Raw genomic sequence first — 15,655 nt, 5'->3', positions numbered from 1 at the left:
CGGCTCAGGCGGCCAGCAGCGTCTTGACATAGCGCGCCACGCCTTCCTGCACGCTCAGGAACGGCGCCTCGTAGCCGGCCGCGCGCAGATTGGTGAGATCGGCCTGGGTGTGCGCCTGGTACTTGCCCTTCAGCGCCTCGGGGAAGGGCTGGTAGCGCAGCTGCCCGCCCGCGACCAGCTCCGGCAGGCTCAGCGCCGGCTTGCCTTCGCTGTCGCGCAGCGCATTGACCACCGACGACGCCACATCGTTGAACGGCTGGGCGCGCCCGCTGCCGCAATTGACGATGGCATGCAGCTGGCGCTCGGTCGCGCGGTCGAGGAAGAAGGAATTCACCGCGCACACATCGTCCACATAGACAAAGTCGCGCTCCTGCCCGCCATCCGGATAACCGTGCGAGCCCTCGAACAGCCGCACATGACCCTCGGCGCGGAACTGGTTGAAGTTGTGGAAGGCGACCGACGCCATCCGGCCCTTGTGCTGCTCGCGCGGGCCATACACGTTGAAATAGCGCAGACCCACGACCGGCGCGGTGAGCGAACCGGCCGCGCGCCGCACGATCTGGTCGAACAGCAGCTTGGAGTAGCCGTAGACATTGAGCGGCTTCTCGTTCTCGGGCGCCTCGACGAACACCGTGGCCGGGCCGTAGGTCGCCGCCGACGAGGCATAGACCAGCGGCACGCGCTTGGCCTGGCACCACTCGAACAGCCGGCGCGAATAGCGGTAGTTCACTTCGAGCATGAAATGCCCGTCGTGATTCATGGTGTCGGAGCAGGCGCCCTGGTGCAGCACGCCCTCGATGCGCGGGAACTGGCCGGCTTCGAGGCGCGGCAGGAAGTCGCGGTAGTCGAAGTAGTCGGCGATCTGGCAGTCGCGCAGGTTGAGGAACTTGTCGCCGGCCGTCAGATCGTCGACCACGATGATGTCGGTCACGCCGCGGGCGTTGTAGTGGCGGACGAGATTGCTGCCGATGAAGCCGGCGGCGCCGGTGATGATGAGGCTCATGCGGAAGGTTCCGGCTGAGACAGACGGGGCCGGTCGGCCCGCTGGCTGTCAGGAAGAGATTTCGAGTTCTTCGGCACGCCTGGGCGCATAGCTGTCCCAGTTGCGACAGCCCGGGCAATGCCAGTGATGCTGGCGCGCCTTGAAGCCGCAGCGCGCGCAGACATAGCGCGACAGCCGGCGCGTCTGCTGATGCAGCAGCGTGCGCACGATGTCGAGTTCGGCGGCGAGGTCGGCCGGCATCTGCGCAAAGCGCGCCTGCACCAGCTGCTCCAGGCCGATCAGCGTCGGGCTGCGGCGCAGCTCGCGCAGCAGCAGCGCAAACGCCGCATCGGGGCCGGCGGTCGCATGGGTTTCGCGCGCAACCACGAGCAGCACGTCGTAGGACGGCGTCTGCGCCAGCGAGCCTTCGAGCAGGCGCAGGCCCTCGTCGGCGCGGCCGGTCTGCTTGTAGGCGGCCATCAGCTTGTCGGCCACCAGCGCCAGATGCTGCGGGCTCTGCCGGCCAAGCGCGGCCCAGGCCTCGATGGCCGCCTCGACATGCCCGGCCGCCAGCGCCAGTTCACCGGCCAGCAGGCCGGCGCGCACGCTCTGGCGCAGCGCGGCAAACGCCGCCGAGATCTCGCGGCCGGCTTCGTCGAAGCGCGATTGCAGCAGCGCGAACTGCGCCAGCTCGCAGTGGTAATGGGCGATGCGGCGGGTCATCTCGGCACCTGAGCGCGCCTCCAGCTCGCGCGCGCAATCGATCGCCTTCACCCACTCCTTCTCGATCTCGAAGATGTCGAGCAGGTCGCCGAGCGCCTCGGCCTCGACGGTGCTGCCGCGCAGCGTCTCGAAGGCGTTCTCGGCGCGGTCGAACATGCCGGCCTTGAGAAAGTCGCGGCCCAGTTCCAGCAGCGCGCGGTCGCGGTCGGCCTGGGCCAGATCGGCGCGGTCGAGCAGGCTCTGGTGGATGCGGATCGCGCGCTCGGTCTCGCCGCGCCGGCGGAACATGGCGCCGAGCGTGAAATGCAGCTCGATGGTGTCGGGATCGCCCTGCACCGCCTCGATGAAGCTGTCGATCGCGCGATCGGGCTGCTCGGTCAACAGAAAGTTGAGGCCGCGAAAGTAGGAGCGCGGCAGCGCCTTCGAGCCTTCGATCAGATGCTTGATGTCGACCCGGGCCGCAAGCCAGCCGAGGCCGAAGGCGATGAAGGCCGCCGGCACCGCCAGAAGCAGGAGTTGTTGTGGATCCATGAGGCTTTCCGGCTCAGCCGAGCCTGGGCGGCTCGGATACCGCAGCCGACGCGGCCGGCGGAAGTGCCTGCTGACGCTCCAGGCGGCGCACCTCGGCGCGATGCCGGAACACCAGCGGCATGGTCAGCATGACGCCGAGCGTCACACCCACCAGGAAGAAGGCCAGTGCCACCAGCGCGACCGGTGCGGTCCAGCGCAGCAGCAGCAGATTGAGCGTGACGGGCACGGTATTGATGACCGCGAACAGCACGAAGACGAGAAACAGGACGATCCGCAGGACCCAGACGAGTATTCGCATGCGCTTGGCTTGTTGGCCCTTGGGGGCTTGGACAGGCTGCGGATGATAAGCGCAGCTCAGTCGCCGTCGCCGCCCTTGTCGTTGTCGATGATCGGCGTGCCGACCTTTTCGTCGACGCGTTCGCGCAACTCCTTGCCAGCCTTGAAGTGGGGCACGCGCTTGGCGGGCACCTCGACCTTCTGGCCCGACTTGGGATTGCGACCCACGCGCGGCGGACGCTGGTTGAGCGAAAAGCTTCCGAAGCCGCGAATCTCGATCCGGTGCCCGGCGGCCAGGGTTTCGGCCATGGCGTCGAGCATCGTCTTCACCGCGAAATCGGCATCGCGGATCACCAGATGCGGATAGCGTTCGGCCAGACGTTCGATGAGTTCGGACTTGGTCATGCGTTCTTCAAGAAAAAGGGCGGGATCGCTCCCGCCCCTTGTTGCCTCAAAAAGCCGCGATCAGGCGATCAGCGGTTTTCGTTCAGCTTTGCCTTCAGCAGCGCGCCGAGGTTGGTGGTGCCCGAAGCGGCACCGGTCTCGTTCATGCGTTGCAGCGCGTCGGCGGTCTCGGACGAATCCTTGGCCTTGATCGACAGTTGCAGGCTGCGCGTCTTGCGGTCGACGTTGATGATCATCGCCGAGACGGTTTCGCCTTCCTTCAGCACGTTGCGCGCGTCTTCGACGCGGTCGCGGCTGATTTCCGAGGCACGCAGATAGGCTTCCACGTCGCCGCCCACGTCAACCACGGCACCCTTGGCATCGACGGTCTTGATGACGCCGTTGATGACGGTGCCCTTCTCGTGGGTCGACGCGAAGTTGTTGAAGGGGTCGCCTTCAAGCTGCTTGACGCCCAGCGAGATGCGTTCGCGGTCGGTATCGATGGCCAGAACGATGGCTTCGACTTCGTCGCCCTTCTTGAACCGGCGGACGGCTTCTTCGCCCGACTCGTTCCACGACAGGTCCGACAGATGCACGAGGCCGTCGATGCCACCCAGCAGGCCGATGAACACGCCGAAGTCGGTGATCGACTTGATCGCGCCCTTCACACGGTCGCCCTTCTTGTGGTTGGCCGAGAACTCGTCCCACGGATTGGCCTTGCACTGCTTCATGCCGAGGCTGATGCGGCGACGGTCTTCGTCGATCTCCAGCACCATGACTTCGACTTCGTCGCCGAGCTGCACAACCTTGTTGGGGGCGATGTTCTTGTTCGTCCAGTCCATTTCGGAGACGTGCACCAGACCTTCGATGCCGGCTTCGATTTCCACGAATGCGCCGTAATCGGTCAGGTTGGTCACGCGACCGAACAGGCGGGTGCCTTGCGGGTAGCGACGGGCCAGACCGATCCAGGGATCGTCGCCCAGCTGCTTGACGCCCAGCGAGACGCGGTTCTTTTCCTGGTCGAACTTGAGGACCTTGGCGGTGACTTCCTGACCCACCTGCAGAACTTCGCTCGGGTGGCGGACACGGCGCCAGGCCAGGTCGGTGATGTGCAGCAGGCCGTCGATGCCACCGAGGTCGACGAATGCGCCGTAGTCGGTGATGTTCTTGACGACGCCCTTGACGATCGCGCCTTCCTTGAGGGTTTCGAGCAGCTTGGCGCGCTCTTCGCCCTGCGAGGCTTCGACCACGGCACGACGCGACAGCACGACGTTGTTGCGCTTGCGATCGAGCTTGATGACCTTGAATTCGAGGGTCTTGCCTTCGTACGGGGTCGTGTCCTTGACCGGACGGGTATCGACCAGCGAACCCGGCAGGAAGGCGCGAATGCCGTTGACCATGACGGTCAGGCCACCCTTCACCTTGCCGGTGATGGTGCCGGTGACGAGGTCGCCGGTTTCGAGGGCTTGTTCGAGGAACAGCCACGAGGCAAGACGCTTGGCCTTGTCGCGCGAGAGGATCGTGTCGCCGTAGCCGTTTTCGAGCGAGTCGATGGCGACCGAGACGAAGTCGCCCGGCTGCACGTCGATTTCGCCGACATCGTTCTTGAATTCATCGATGTTGATGAACGATTCGGACTTCAGGCCGGCGTTGACGACCACGAAGTTGTAGTCGACACGGATGACTTCGGCGGTAATCACTTCACCGGCGCGCATCTCCTGCTTGGAGAGGCTTTCTTCGAAGAGCGCGGCAAAGGATTCTTCGGCCAAGTTCAGATCTGTCATGGATGGGTGGGTTGAGGGAAAGGGGCTTTTGGCGGTGCTGCGACCCGGTCTTGACCAGGCATTGCGGCCTTGAAGGATCCGGCACCGGAAAAAGTGCATTGAAAAATGGCCTGCCGCGGATGCGACCGACCGCCGTTTGCCGACCCGGGCTCATGCCCTGGCCGGCGCCTGGTTCAACCCGCTGCCGCCGCGTCGCCGGAACTGCCGACGACGCCTGCCGCAGCGTCTTGAACCTGTGCCCACCAGCCGAGAATCGCGCCGACAACATCCTCTACGGGCATTGCGGAGCTATCGAGCTGGAAGGCGCCTTCGGCTGGCTTGAGCGGAGCGTTGCGTCGCTGGGTGTCGCGCGCATCGCGTTCCGCGAGGTCCTGCCGAAGGGCGTCGATATTAGCTGAAAAGCCCTTATCGATCAATTGCTTATGCCGGCGCCAGGCCCGGGATTCCACGCTGGCGGTGAGGAAGACCTTGAGCGGTGCGTCGGGGAAGACCACGGTGCCCATGTCGCGCCCGTCGGCGACCAGGCCCGGCGCCGTGCGAAATGCGCGCTGCCGCGCCAGCAGCGCATCGCGCACGGCCGGGAATACCGCCACCTTCGAGGCCAGATTGCCGACCGCCTCGGCGCGGATGAGGTCGGTGGCATCAAGTTCGCCGAGCAGGATGCGGTCGCCGACGAAGCGCGCCGGCAGCGTGTCGGCGACGGCGGCGAGCGCCGCTTCGTCATCGGGCGCGACGCCGCTGCGCAGGGCCGACAGCGCCACCAGCCGGTACATCGCGCCGGAATCGAGCACATGAAAGCCGAGCGCCGCGCCGACGCGCACGGCGACCGTCCCCTTGCCGGAGGCGGTCGGGCCGTCGATGGTGATGACCGGAACCGTGCTCATGCCGTTGCGGCGCCGAGGCGCGTGAAGACGTCGAAATAGCCCGGGAAGGTCTTGGCGACGCAGTCCGGATCGAGGATGCGCAGCGGCACGCCGCGCGCGCCGAGCGTGGCGAGCGAGAAGGCCATCGCCATGCGGTGGTCGTCGTAGGTATGGATTTCGGCAGTGCGCAGTGCGACGGGCGGCGTCACGCGGATCCAGTCGGCGCCCTCTTCCACCGTGGCGCCGAGCTTGCGGCATTCGGCGGCGACGGCGGCGATGCGGTCGGTTTCCTTCACGCGCCAGGAACCGATGTTGCGCAGCGTGGTCGGGCCGGTGGCCGACAGCGCGGAGACGGCCAGCGTCATGGCGGCGTCGGGGATGTGGTTGCAGTCGAGGTCGACGCCGCGCAGCCCGCCTTCGGGCGCGGCAGCCTCGATCCAGTCGGCGCCCCAGCTGATGCGCGCGCCCATCGCTTCGAGCGCATCGGCGAAGCGGACATCGCCCTGGATGCTGTCGCGGCCGGCGCCGGTCACGCGCACCGGTCCGCCGCCGAGCGCGCCGGCGGCGAGGAAATAGCTCGCGGTCGAGGCGTCGCCTTCCACCGAGATGCGGCCCGGCGCGCGATAGCCCTGCCCCGGCGCCACCACGAAGCGCGACCAGCCCTCGGCCGCAACCTCCACGCCAAAGCGCCGCATCAGGCTCAGCGTGATGTGCACATAGGGCTTGCTGATGAGCTCGCCCTCGACTTCCACCGCCAGCGCGCGCTCGCGCGCCACCAACGGCGCGGCCTGGAGCAGCCCGGTGAGGAACTGGCTCGACACATTGCCGCGCACGCTCACGCGCTCGGCGGTGAGCGGCGCCGGATGCAGCGCGAGCGGCGGATAGCCCGGCGTGCCGAGCCATTCCACCCTGGCGCCGAGTTGCGCCAGGCCATCGACCAGATCGCCGATCGGCCGCTCATGCATGCGCGCGATGCCGCGCAGCGACACCACCGCGTCGGCATCGTCGGTGGCGGCGAGCACCGCCGCGATCGCCGGCACCAGCGTGCGGATGCTCAAGCCCGAATTGCCCACGAACAGATCGGCGCGCAGCTGCGGAAAGCGCCCGCCGCAGCCGGTCACGCGCAGCGAATTGCCGTCGGGCACGAGCGCCACGCCCAGCGCTTCGAGCGCGCCGCGCATCACGCGCGTGTCGTCGGAATCGAGCAGGTCATCGACCAGCGTTTCGCCGTCGGCCAGCGCCGCGAGCAGCAGCACGCGGTTCGAAATGCTCTTGCTGCCGGGCAGCGCATAAGTGCCCGCAACCGTCGGCTGCACGCCGAGATCGATCCACGGGCGACGGGAACTCGTCATGTCAAAAAATCCTCAAAAACGCAGGTTGCCGCGAATCTCGCGGGCCAGCGCGAACTCGCGCTCCACGCCCGCCGTGTCGCCGTTGTCGATCAAGCGGCGCAGCAGCGCCAGCTCCTGCTCGAAGGCGACCAGCTCGCGCAGCAGCGCCGGCTTGTTGGCGATGCAGATGTCGCGCCACATCTCGGGCGAGCTGGCGGCGATGCGGGTGAAATCGCGAAAGCCGCCGCCCGCATGCGCGAACTTGACCGCCGCGTCGTCCTCGCGCGCGATGGCCGCGACCAGCGCAAACGCCAGCAGATGCGGCAGATGGCTGACCGACGCGAACACGCGGTCGTGCTGGAGCGGGTCCATCTGGCTGACGATGGCGCCGCACACGGTCCACAGGTCGCGCACCCGCTCGAAGGCGTGGCCGGCGGTATCGGCCAGCGGCGTGAGGATGCAGCGCTTGCCGTCGTAGAGCGTGGCTTCGGCCGCCTCGACGCCCGAGCTTTCCTTGCCGGCAATGGGATGGCCGGGCACGAACTGCGGGAACTTGCCGCCGAGCGCGCGCCGGGCCGCCTCGACCACGTTCTGCTTGGTGCTGCCGGCGTCGGTCACCACGGTGCGCAGCGTGAGATGCGGCTGGATCGCGTCGAGCAGCGCCTCGGTCTGCTGCACCGGCGCGGCGAGCATGACCAGATCGGTGCCGCGCAGCGCGTCTTCCTCGTCGCGCGCGATCTCGTCGATGACGCCGAGTTGCAGCGCGCGCTCAAGATTGGCCCGCGACGACGGCGAATTGCGCCCGACGCCGACGATGCGACGCGCGCCGTTGATGCGGTCGAGCGCCAGCGCAAAGCTGCCGCCGATGAGCCCGACGCCGAAAACCGCGACACGTTCGAACATGCCGACATCCGTTGAAAAGTGAAACGCCGCCCGGCGCCAGATGAAAAGCGGCCGGGGAAACCCGGCCGCGCGCGAAACCCGAGATTGTGGCCCAGCGGCCGATCAGCCGGCCAGCACCGCCTCCAGCGCCGCGACGAAAGCCGCGTTCTCTTCCGGCAGGCCGATGCTGACGCGCAACCACGCCGGCAGCCCGTAGTTGCCGACCGGCCGCACGATGATTCCGCGCTTGAGCAGCGCCAGATTCACGCGCGCGCCGGCGCCGTCGTCGTCGCCGACCTTCACCAGCACGAAGTTGCCGAACGACGGCACGTAGCGCAGCCCGAGCCGCTCGAAGGCGGCGGTGAGCTGGGCATAGCCGTCGCGATTCACCTTGTAGCTGCGTTGCAGGAATTCGTCGTCATGGAGCGCGGCCAAGGCCGCCGCCTGCGCCAGCGAATTGACGTTGAACGGCTGGCGGATGCGGTTGAGCAGATCGGTGATCTGCGGCTGGGCCACGCCGTAGCCCACGCGCAAGCCCGCCAGCCCGTAGGCCTTGCTGAAGGTGCGCGACACGATCAGGTTGGGAAAGCGCCGCACCCATTGCGTCGAGTCGAAGCGCAGCTCGGGCGCGAGGTATTCGTTGTAGGCCTCGTCGAGCACCACCAGCACATCGGCCGGCACTTTTTCGAGAAAGGCCTCGATCTCGGCCGGCGGCAAAAACGTGCCGGTCGGATTGTTGGGATTGGCGATGAAGACGATGCGCGTGTCGGCCTCGATGGCGGCCAGCATCGCCGGCAGGTCGTGGCCGAAGTCGGCCGTCGCCGGCACGACGATGGCGCGCCCGCCGGTCTCCTGCGTGGCGAGCGCGTAAACCACGAAGCTGTGCTGCGCGTACACCGTCGACGCGCCCGGCTGCATGAAGGCATGCGCGGCCAGGATGAGGATGTCGTTGCTGCCGGCGCCGAGCGTGATCCAGTCCATCGGCACGTTCAGGCGGCGCGCGAGGCCTTCCTTCAGGTCGTGCGCATTGCCGTCCGGGTAGCGCGCGAGGTCGGCAGCGACCTTGGCCATCGCGCGCTCGGCCGACGCCGGCAGGCCGAGCGGATTCTCGTTGCTGGCGAGCTTGACGATCTTGGCCTCGTCGAGCCCGAACTCGCGCGCCACCTCGGCGATGGGACGGCCACCCACATAGGGCGCGATCGCGCGGATGTAGTCGGGGACGGGCAGTTTCAGTTCGGCGGTCATGTCAGGTGAGCGGATAGGAGCCCAGCACCTTGAAGAAGCCGCAGAGCTGGCGCAGTTCGGCCAGGGCTGCCGCCACCTTCGGGTCGCGCTGATGGCCCTCGATGTCGATGTAGAAGTAGTAGGTCCAGACGCCCGTGCCCACACGCGTGCGGTTGGGCCGCGATTCGAAGCGCGTCATCGAGACCTCGTTGCGCGCGAGTGGTTCGAGCAGCTTGTGCACCGCGCCCGGAATGTTGGGCGTGGACACCACGAGCGAGGTCTGGTCGCGGCCCGACGGCGCGGTGTCGAGCGTGCCGATCACGGCAAAGCGCGTGCTGTTGTGCGGGTCGTCCTGGATGTTGCGCGCCACGATGTGCACGCCGAAGTTGGTCGCGGCCGCGGCACTCGCCACGCCGGCCACGCTCGCGTCGTCGCGCGCCATGCGGGCGGCTTCGGCATTGCTCGCGACCGGCACGCGCTCGATGTCGGGGTAGTGCGTGCTCAACCAGGTGGCGCATTGCGCCAGCGCCTGCGCATGGGCGCAGATGCGCGCGATGCCGTCCATGTTGCCGCTGCGGGTCATCAGGTTGTGATGCACCGGAATCTCGACCTCGCCCGAGATGCGCAGCGGCGTGTGCAGCAGCAGGTCGAGCGTGCGGTTGACGACGCCCTCGGTGCTGTTTTCCACCGGCACCACGCCGTAGTCGGCGGTGCCGGCTTCGGTGGCGCGGAACACCTCGTCGATGCTGGCGCAGGGCTGGCCCTCGACGCTCTTGCCAAACGCTGCGAACACCGCCGCCTCGCTGAAGGTGCCGACCGGCCCGAGAAAAGCCACGCGCGTGGTGTTTTCGAGCGCGCGGCAGGCGCTCATGATTTCGCGGTAGATGAAGTGCAGCGAGTCGCCGCGCAGCGGGCCCGGATTGCCGGCCACGATCTTGCGCAGCACCTCGGCCTCGCGCTCGGGGCGGAAGGCTGGCGCGTTGTAGCGCTTCTTCACCTCGCCCACTTCGAGCGCCACGCCGGCGCGGTCGTTGAGCAGCCGGATGATGGTCTGGTCGAGCGTGTCGATGCGGTCGCGCAGCGGCTTCAGCTCATCGTCGAGCGAGGGCGCGGGCTGGGTGTTGTCGGTCATGCGCGCCTCAGCCGTTGCGCGCCGCGAAGTCGCGCATGAAGCCGACCAGCGCCTGCACGCCCTCGATCGGCATCGCGTTGTAGATGCTGGCGCGCATGCCACCGACCGCCTTGTGGCCCTTGAGCGCGACCAGCCCGGCGGCCTGGGTCTCGGCCAAAAATTTGGCGTTGAGCGACTCGTCCTTGAGCCGGAACGGCGCGTTCATGCGCGAGCGATCGCGCTTGGCCACCGGCGAGTAATAGAAGTCCTGCGAATCGAGATAGCCGTAGAGCAGCTCGGCCTTGGCGATATTCTTGCGCTCGATCGCCTCGACGCCGCCTTGCCGCTTGAGCCACTTGAACACCAGCCCCGCCAGATAGATGCCGAAGGTGGGCGGCGTGTTGAGCAGCGAATGGTTATCGGCCATCAGCTTGTAGTCGAACATGCGCGGCGTGTCGGCGCGGCACTTGCCGAGCAGGTCGTCGCGCACGATGACGATGGTCACGCCGGCCGGGCCGATGTTCTTCTGCGCGCCCGCGTAGATGAGCCCGTAGCGCGCCACGTCCACCGGCCGGCTCACGATGTGGGAGCTCATGTCGGCCACCAGTGTCACGTCGCCGAGCTGCTCGGGCACAAAGTTGTACTCGACGCCCTGGATCGTCTCGTTGGTGCAGACATGCATGAAGCAGGCGTCCTTGCGCCGCTGCCACGTCGACTCGTCCGGGATGTAGCTGAAGTTCCTGTCGGCGCTCGATGCCACCACGTTCACGCTGCCGCCCCACAGCGGCAGCAGGCGCTGCGCCTCGGCCACCGCGCGCGTCGTCCATTCGCCGGTCAGGATGAAATCGCCGTGCGGATTGCTGCCGCACAGGTTGAACAGGATCTGCGACCACTGCATCGACGCGCCGCCCTGCAGGAACAGCACGCGGTAGTTGGACGGAATGCCGAGCAGGTCGCGCAGATCTTGTTCGGCCTCGGCATTGCAGGCCTCGAACTCCTTGCCGCGATGCGACACCTCCATCACCGAGCAGCCCGTGCCCTGCCATTCCAGAAGCTCTTCCCGCGCCTGCTCGAGCACCTCGAGCGGCAAAGTGGCCGGACCGGCCGCGAAGTTGTATGCGCGCGTCATGGCGCCCTGCCTTCCTGCGTGGAGTCGTTGAACTTGAAGTCGAGAATCGTGCGGCTGAACTCGAAGCGCCCGAGCTGCGACTCGAACACGTCGCGCCGGTCGAGAAACACGTTGAGCTTGGCCAGCCACACCACCTCGGACCTGACCTGGGCCGTGAGGCCGCGGTACTTGCCTTCGCCGATGCAATCGATGGCCACCGCGTCGCCGGGCAGCGATTCATGCACCTGCGATGCCGGCAGTCGCGCGCGCGCCGTGCAGACCTGATCGAGCACGATGCCGTCGCGCTCGCCGCTGAGCTTGAACTGCCGGCCCGGCAGCGGCGGCAACGCCAGACCACTGGCCGAAATGCCGAGCGCCTTGTCGGCCGGACCGACGCGCAGCAGGCCGCGCACGCTCACGTAATCGGACTGCTCGACCTTGCCGTCGGCCTGGATGCTGCGCGATTGCGTCGCACTCGCGCCGTCGGCCGACGCGGCCACGGTCTCGACCGTGGTGCGCGGCTGGCGAAACGGCCGGCGCTGCTCGAAGGTCCAGGCAAAGCCGCGCACCGGCAATGCCGCATCAAGCAGCCCGGTCGCGCGAACCGCCTCGACGACCTCGGGCGCAATCGCGTCGAGCGTCACCGGTTCGGCCCGCGCGCATGCGCTCGCCAACATCAGCGCGAGCGCGACGACGCGAGCCGCCAGCTTCATTCCGTCGGCGCCTGCTCGCCGTCGCCGGCTGCCGCCTCGCCAGCCTCGTCGAGCGGCTCGGCGCCGTTCTCGGGATCGACGATGCGTTGCAGCCCCGACAGCTTCGAGCCGTCATCGACGCTGATGAGCGTCACGCCTTGCGTGGCGCGACCCATCTCGCGGATCTCGGCCACGCGGGTGCGGATGAGCACGCCGGCGGTCGTGATGAGCATGATCTCGTCGTCGGTATGCACCAGCGTCGCGGCCACGACCTTGCCGTTCCGCTCGCTGGTCTGGATCGCGATCATCCCCTTGGTGCCGCGGCCGTGGCGCGTGTACTCGACGATGGGCGTGCGCTTGCCGAAGCCGTTCTCGGTCGCGGTCAGCACGCTCTGCAACTCGTCCTCGGCCACCAGCAGCGCGATGACGCTCTGCGTGTCCTCGAGGTTCATGCCGCGCACGCCGCGCGCATTGCGGCCCATCGGCCGCACGTCGTTCTCGTCGAAGCGCACCGCCTTACCGGCGTCGGAGAACAGCATCACGTCATGCGCGCCGTCGGTGATCGCGGCGCCGATCAGGAAGTCGCCCTCGTCGAGGTCGACCGCGATGATCCCGGCCTTGCGCGGATTGCTGAAGTCGGTGAGCGGCGTCTTCTTGACCGTGCCGCGCGCCGTCGCCATGAACACGAAGTGATCGGCGTCGTACTGCTTGATCGGCAGCACGACATTGATCTTCTCGCCTTCCTGCAGCGGGAACATGTTGACGATCGGCTTGCCGCGCGAATTGCGCGAACCCTGCGGCGCCTCGTAGACCTTGAGCCAGTACATGCGCCCGCGGTTGCTGAAGCACAGGATCGTGTCGTGCGTGTTGGCGATGAACAGCTGGTCGATCCAGTCGTCCTCCTTCATCGCCGTGGCCTGCTTGCCGCGCCCGCCGCGCTTCTGCGCGCGGTATTCGGACAGCGGCTGGCTCTTGATGTAGCCGCTGTGCGAGAGCGTGACCACCATGTCGGTCGGCGTGATGAGGTCTTCGTCGCTGAGGTCGGTGGCGTCGGCCACGATCTCGCTGCGGCGGCCGTCGCCAAACTCGGTCTTGAGCTTGTTCAGCTCGTCCGAAATGATCTGCGTGATGCGCTCGGGCTTGGCCAGGATGTCGAGCAGGTCGGCAATCACCGCCATCACCTCGCGGTACTCGCCCACGATCTTGTCCTGCTCCAGCCCCGTGAGGCGTTGCAGGCGCATCTGCAGGATCTGCTCGGTCTGGTCGTCGCTCAGGCGGTACAGGCCGTCGTCCTGCAGGCCGAACTGCGGATCGAGCCCGTCGGGCCGGTACTGCGCGGCACCGCCTTCGGTGCGCGTGAGCATCTCGCGCACCATCGACGAATCCCAGGTGCGCGACATCAGCTCAGTCTTGGCGATCGGCGGCGTCGGGCTCGCCTTGATGATCGCGATGAACTCGTCGATGTTGGCCAGCGCCACCGCCAGCCCTTCGAGCACATGGCCGCGCTTGCGCGCCTCGCGCAGCTCGAACACCGTGCGCCGCGTGACCACCTCGCGCCGGTGGCCAAGGAAGGCCACGATCAGCTCGCGCAGATTGCACAGCTTGGGCTGACCGTCGACCAGCGCCACCAGGTTCATGCCGAAGCTGTCCTGGAGCTGGGTGTTCTTGTACAGATTGTTGAGGACGATCTCGGGCACTTCGCCGCGCTTGAGCTCAATGACCACGCGCATGCCCGACTTGTCGGACTCGTCGCGGATCTCGGAGATGCCCTCGATCTTCTTCTCGTTGACCAGCTCGGCCATGCGCTCGAGCAGCGACTTCTTGTTGACCTGATACGGGATTTCGTCGACGACGATGGCCTGCCGGCCGTTGCCCTTCTCGATGTCCTCGAAGTGCGCGCGGGCGCGCATCACCACGCGGCCCTTGCCGGTGCGATAACCCTCGCGCACGCCGTTCAGGCCAAAGATGATGGCCGCCGTCGGGAAGTCGGGCGCCTTCACGATCTCGATCAGCTCGTCGACCGTGCAATCGGTATTGCGCAGCGCATGCAGGCAGGCGTCGATCGTGTCGCTGATGTTGTGCGGCGGAATGTTGGTGGCCATGCCCACCGCAATGCCGCCCGAACCGTTGATGAGCAGGTTCGGCAGCTTGGCCGGCAACGCGACGGGTTCCTTTTCCTTGCCGTCGTAGTTGTCCTGCCAGTCGATCGTTTCCTTGTCGATGTCGGCCAGCATCTCGGCCGCGATCTTGTCGAGCCGGCACTCGGTGTAGCGCATGGCCGCGGCATTGTCGCCATCGATCGAGCCGAAGTTGCCCTGGCCGTCCACCAGCGTGTAGCGCAGCGAAAAATCCTGCGCCATGCGCACCAGCGCGTCGTAGATCGACTGATCGCCGTGCGGGTGGTACTTGCCGAGTACCTCGCCCACCACCCGGCCGCACTTCACGTAAGGGCGGTTGTGATGGTTGTTCATGTCATGCATCGCATACAGGATGCGGCGATGGACCGGCTTGAGGCCGTCCCGCACATCCGGCAGTGCCCGCCCCACGATCACGCTCATCGCGTAATCGAGGTAGCTGCGACGCATTTCTTCTTCTAGCGATACAGGCAGGGTTTCTTTAGCGAATTGGTCCATGCCACCGAGGTAATTTGCCGGGCCCAGGCAGCGCAGAAAAGCAGCTACTCGTCAATTTGCTTTCGTTTCCGTTAAAGCATGACCAGCAATTCCGCGCGCCAATCCAGCCCGTTAAGCCGTTGAAAGATCGGAGATTTTAGCACGCGAGGCACCTGGATCGACCCTCTATCTGGCAAGACCGGAAAGGCACCATCCGGGCCTATCCCGAGTGAATGAAGTCGGTTGTTGTTGATGCGCGACAGCAGCTTTTGGTTACTTGGCACTGCCCGAAGGCGTCAAAACCGGTATGGCAGAATCCAGCGAGTCTTACAGGGACAACCTCGCAGAACGTAATGCCCCAAATGCGGCTTTGAAACGCTTGCTCAAAGCCGGGGCAGATTCAAAACGGGTGCGAGGTCCATTCCGCAACGGATAACTTGAGAGGAAGAACATGAAGAAGTCGTTGAAGCTCGCGGCACTGATCTCCACCGCCGCCGTGCTTTCGGCCTGCGGTACCGTCGGTGGCAAGCCTGAAGCCGGTTACGCCGTGAGCCCCTCCGGCTCCGTCGTGAAGAGCGGCGCCGGCCTCTGCTGGCGCACTGCCACCTGGACCAAGGAACAAGGCACGGTCGAGTGCGGCGATGCGCTGCCGCCCGCTCCGGCGCCTGTCGCCGCTGCCCCGGCGCCCGCACCGGCCCCCGCGCCGGCTCGGGCAGCGGTCGTTGCCCCGGCCGCCCCGACCAACGAAAAGGTCACCTACGCCGCTGACGCCTTCTTCGACTTCGACAAGTCGGTTCTCAAGCCCGAAGGCAAGGCCAAGCTCGACGAACTCGTCAGCAAGCTCAACGGCGTGAACCTCGAAGTCATCATCGCGGTCGGCCACACCGACTCGGTCGGCACCGATGCCTACAACCAGAAGCTGTCGGTTCGCCGCGCCGATGCCGTCAAGACCTACCTGATCGGCAAGGGCGTCGAAACCAACCGCATCTACACCGAAGGCAAGGGCGAAAAGCAGCCGATCGCCGACAACAAGACCGAAGAAGGCCGCGCCAAGAATCGCCGCGTGGAAATCGAAGTCGTCGGTACCCGTCCGGTCAAGAAGTAATTCGCAAGTTTCATCGCGATCTGGAAAGGCCCTGTTCGCAGGGCCTT

14 protein-coding genes are annotated in these 15,655 nt (G+C 66.6%); 1 reads left to right on the top strand and 13 read right to left on the bottom strand.

From position 1 onward, the window contains the following. Positions 1-4: 4 nt before the first annotated feature. From rfaD to gyrA, 13 genes are all read right to left on the bottom strand, one after another. Positions 5-1,003, bottom strand: coding sequence for an ADP-glyceromanno-heptose 6-epimerase (rfaD, locus tag B9P64_RS07410; protein ID WP_085315607.1), 999 nt, complete (start codon positions 1,001-1,003; stop codon positions 5-7). A 48-nt stretch (positions 1,004-1,051) separates the two neighbouring features. Beyond that, positions 1,052-2,236 carry a lipopolysaccharide assembly protein LapB gene (gene lapB, locus B9P64_RS07405; RefSeq protein ID WP_085315606.1) on the bottom strand — a complete coding sequence of 395 codons (1,185 nt, stop codon included), beginning with the start codon at positions 2,234-2,236 and terminating at the stop codon, positions 1,052-1,054. A gap of 13 nt (positions 2,237-2,249) precedes the next feature. Next, complete coding sequence (locus B9P64_RS07400) at positions 2,250-2,534, bottom strand: LapA family protein (RefSeq protein ID WP_085315605.1); 285 nt, start codon at positions 2,532-2,534, stop codon at positions 2,250-2,252. Positions 2,535-2,590: 56 nt separating this feature from the next. After that, positions 2,591-2,917 carry an integration host factor subunit beta gene (locus B9P64_RS07395; protein WP_085315604.1) on the bottom strand — a complete coding sequence of 109 codons (327 nt, stop codon included), beginning with the start codon at positions 2,915-2,917 and terminating at the stop codon, positions 2,591-2,593. Positions 2,918-2,985: 68 nt separating this feature from the next. Then, complete coding sequence (gene rpsA, locus B9P64_RS07390) at positions 2,986-4,680, bottom strand: 30S ribosomal protein S1 (RefSeq protein WP_085315602.1); 1,695 nt, start codon at positions 4,678-4,680, stop codon at positions 2,986-2,988. A gap of 173 nt (positions 4,681-4,853) precedes the next feature. Continuing rightward, entirely contained in the window at positions 4,854-5,564 is a 711-nt protein-coding gene (gene cmk / locus B9P64_RS07385; RefSeq protein ID WP_139826187.1) for a (d)CMP kinase, read from the bottom strand. Next, entirely contained in the window at positions 5,561-6,895 is a 1,335-nt protein-coding gene (gene aroA, locus B9P64_RS24255; protein WP_139826186.1) for a 3-phosphoshikimate 1-carboxyvinyltransferase, read from the bottom strand. Before aroA ends, cmk begins: the two co-directional genes overlap by 4 nt. Positions 6,896-6,907: 12 nt before the next feature. After that, positions 6,908-7,777 carry a prephenate dehydrogenase gene (locus B9P64_RS07380; RefSeq protein ID WP_085315598.1) on the bottom strand — a complete coding sequence of 290 codons (870 nt, stop codon included), beginning with the start codon at positions 7,775-7,777 and terminating at the stop codon, positions 6,908-6,910. Between the two features lie 102 nt (positions 7,778-7,879). Then, the gene (gene hisC, locus B9P64_RS07375; protein ID WP_085315597.1) at positions 7,880-9,001 is read right to left on the bottom strand and encodes a histidinol-phosphate transaminase; all 1,122 of its coding nucleotides are present in this window, start codon (positions 8,999-9,001) and stop codon (positions 7,880-7,882) included. 1 nt (position 9,002) lies between these two features. Further along, complete coding sequence (pheA, locus tag B9P64_RS07370) at positions 9,003-10,112, bottom strand: prephenate dehydratase (protein ID WP_085315595.1); 1,110 nt, start codon at positions 10,110-10,112, stop codon at positions 9,003-9,005. Positions 10,113-10,119: 7 nt separating this feature from the next. Beyond that, the gene (gene serC, locus B9P64_RS07365; protein WP_085315593.1) at positions 10,120-11,220 is read right to left on the bottom strand and encodes a 3-phosphoserine/phosphohydroxythreonine transaminase; all 1,101 of its coding nucleotides are present in this window, start codon (positions 11,218-11,220) and stop codon (positions 10,120-10,122) included. Beyond that, a complete protein-coding gene (locus B9P64_RS07360) occupies positions 11,217-11,912 on the bottom strand; it encodes a hypothetical protein (RefSeq protein ID WP_085315590.1) in 696 nt (231 codons plus the stop codon). The genes serC and B9P64_RS07360 overlap by 4 nt, the downstream gene beginning before the upstream one ends. After that, positions 11,909-14,524, bottom strand: a complete 2,616-nt coding sequence (gene gyrA / locus B9P64_RS07355) for a DNA gyrase subunit A (RefSeq protein WP_085315587.1) — start codon at positions 14,522-14,524, stop codon at positions 11,909-11,911. The genes B9P64_RS07360 and gyrA overlap by 4 nt, the downstream gene beginning before the upstream one ends. A gap of 430 nt (positions 14,525-14,954) precedes the next feature. Here gyrA and ompA point away from each other — a divergent pair, with 430 nt between their 5' ends. Next, positions 14,955-15,608, top strand: a complete 654-nt coding sequence (gene ompA, locus B9P64_RS07350) for an outer membrane protein OmpA (RefSeq protein WP_085315585.1) — start codon at positions 14,955-14,957, stop codon at positions 15,606-15,608. The last annotated feature ends 47 nt before the right edge of the window (positions 15,609-15,655 follow it).

Source organism: Derxia lacustris, assembly GCF_002105195.1.
GTDB classification, from domain to species: domain Bacteria; phylum Pseudomonadota; class Gammaproteobacteria; order Burkholderiales; family Burkholderiaceae_E; genus Derxia; species Derxia lacustris.
Note: the sequence above shows the minus strand (reverse complement) of the source record. Positions and strands in the feature narration are given on the sequence as shown.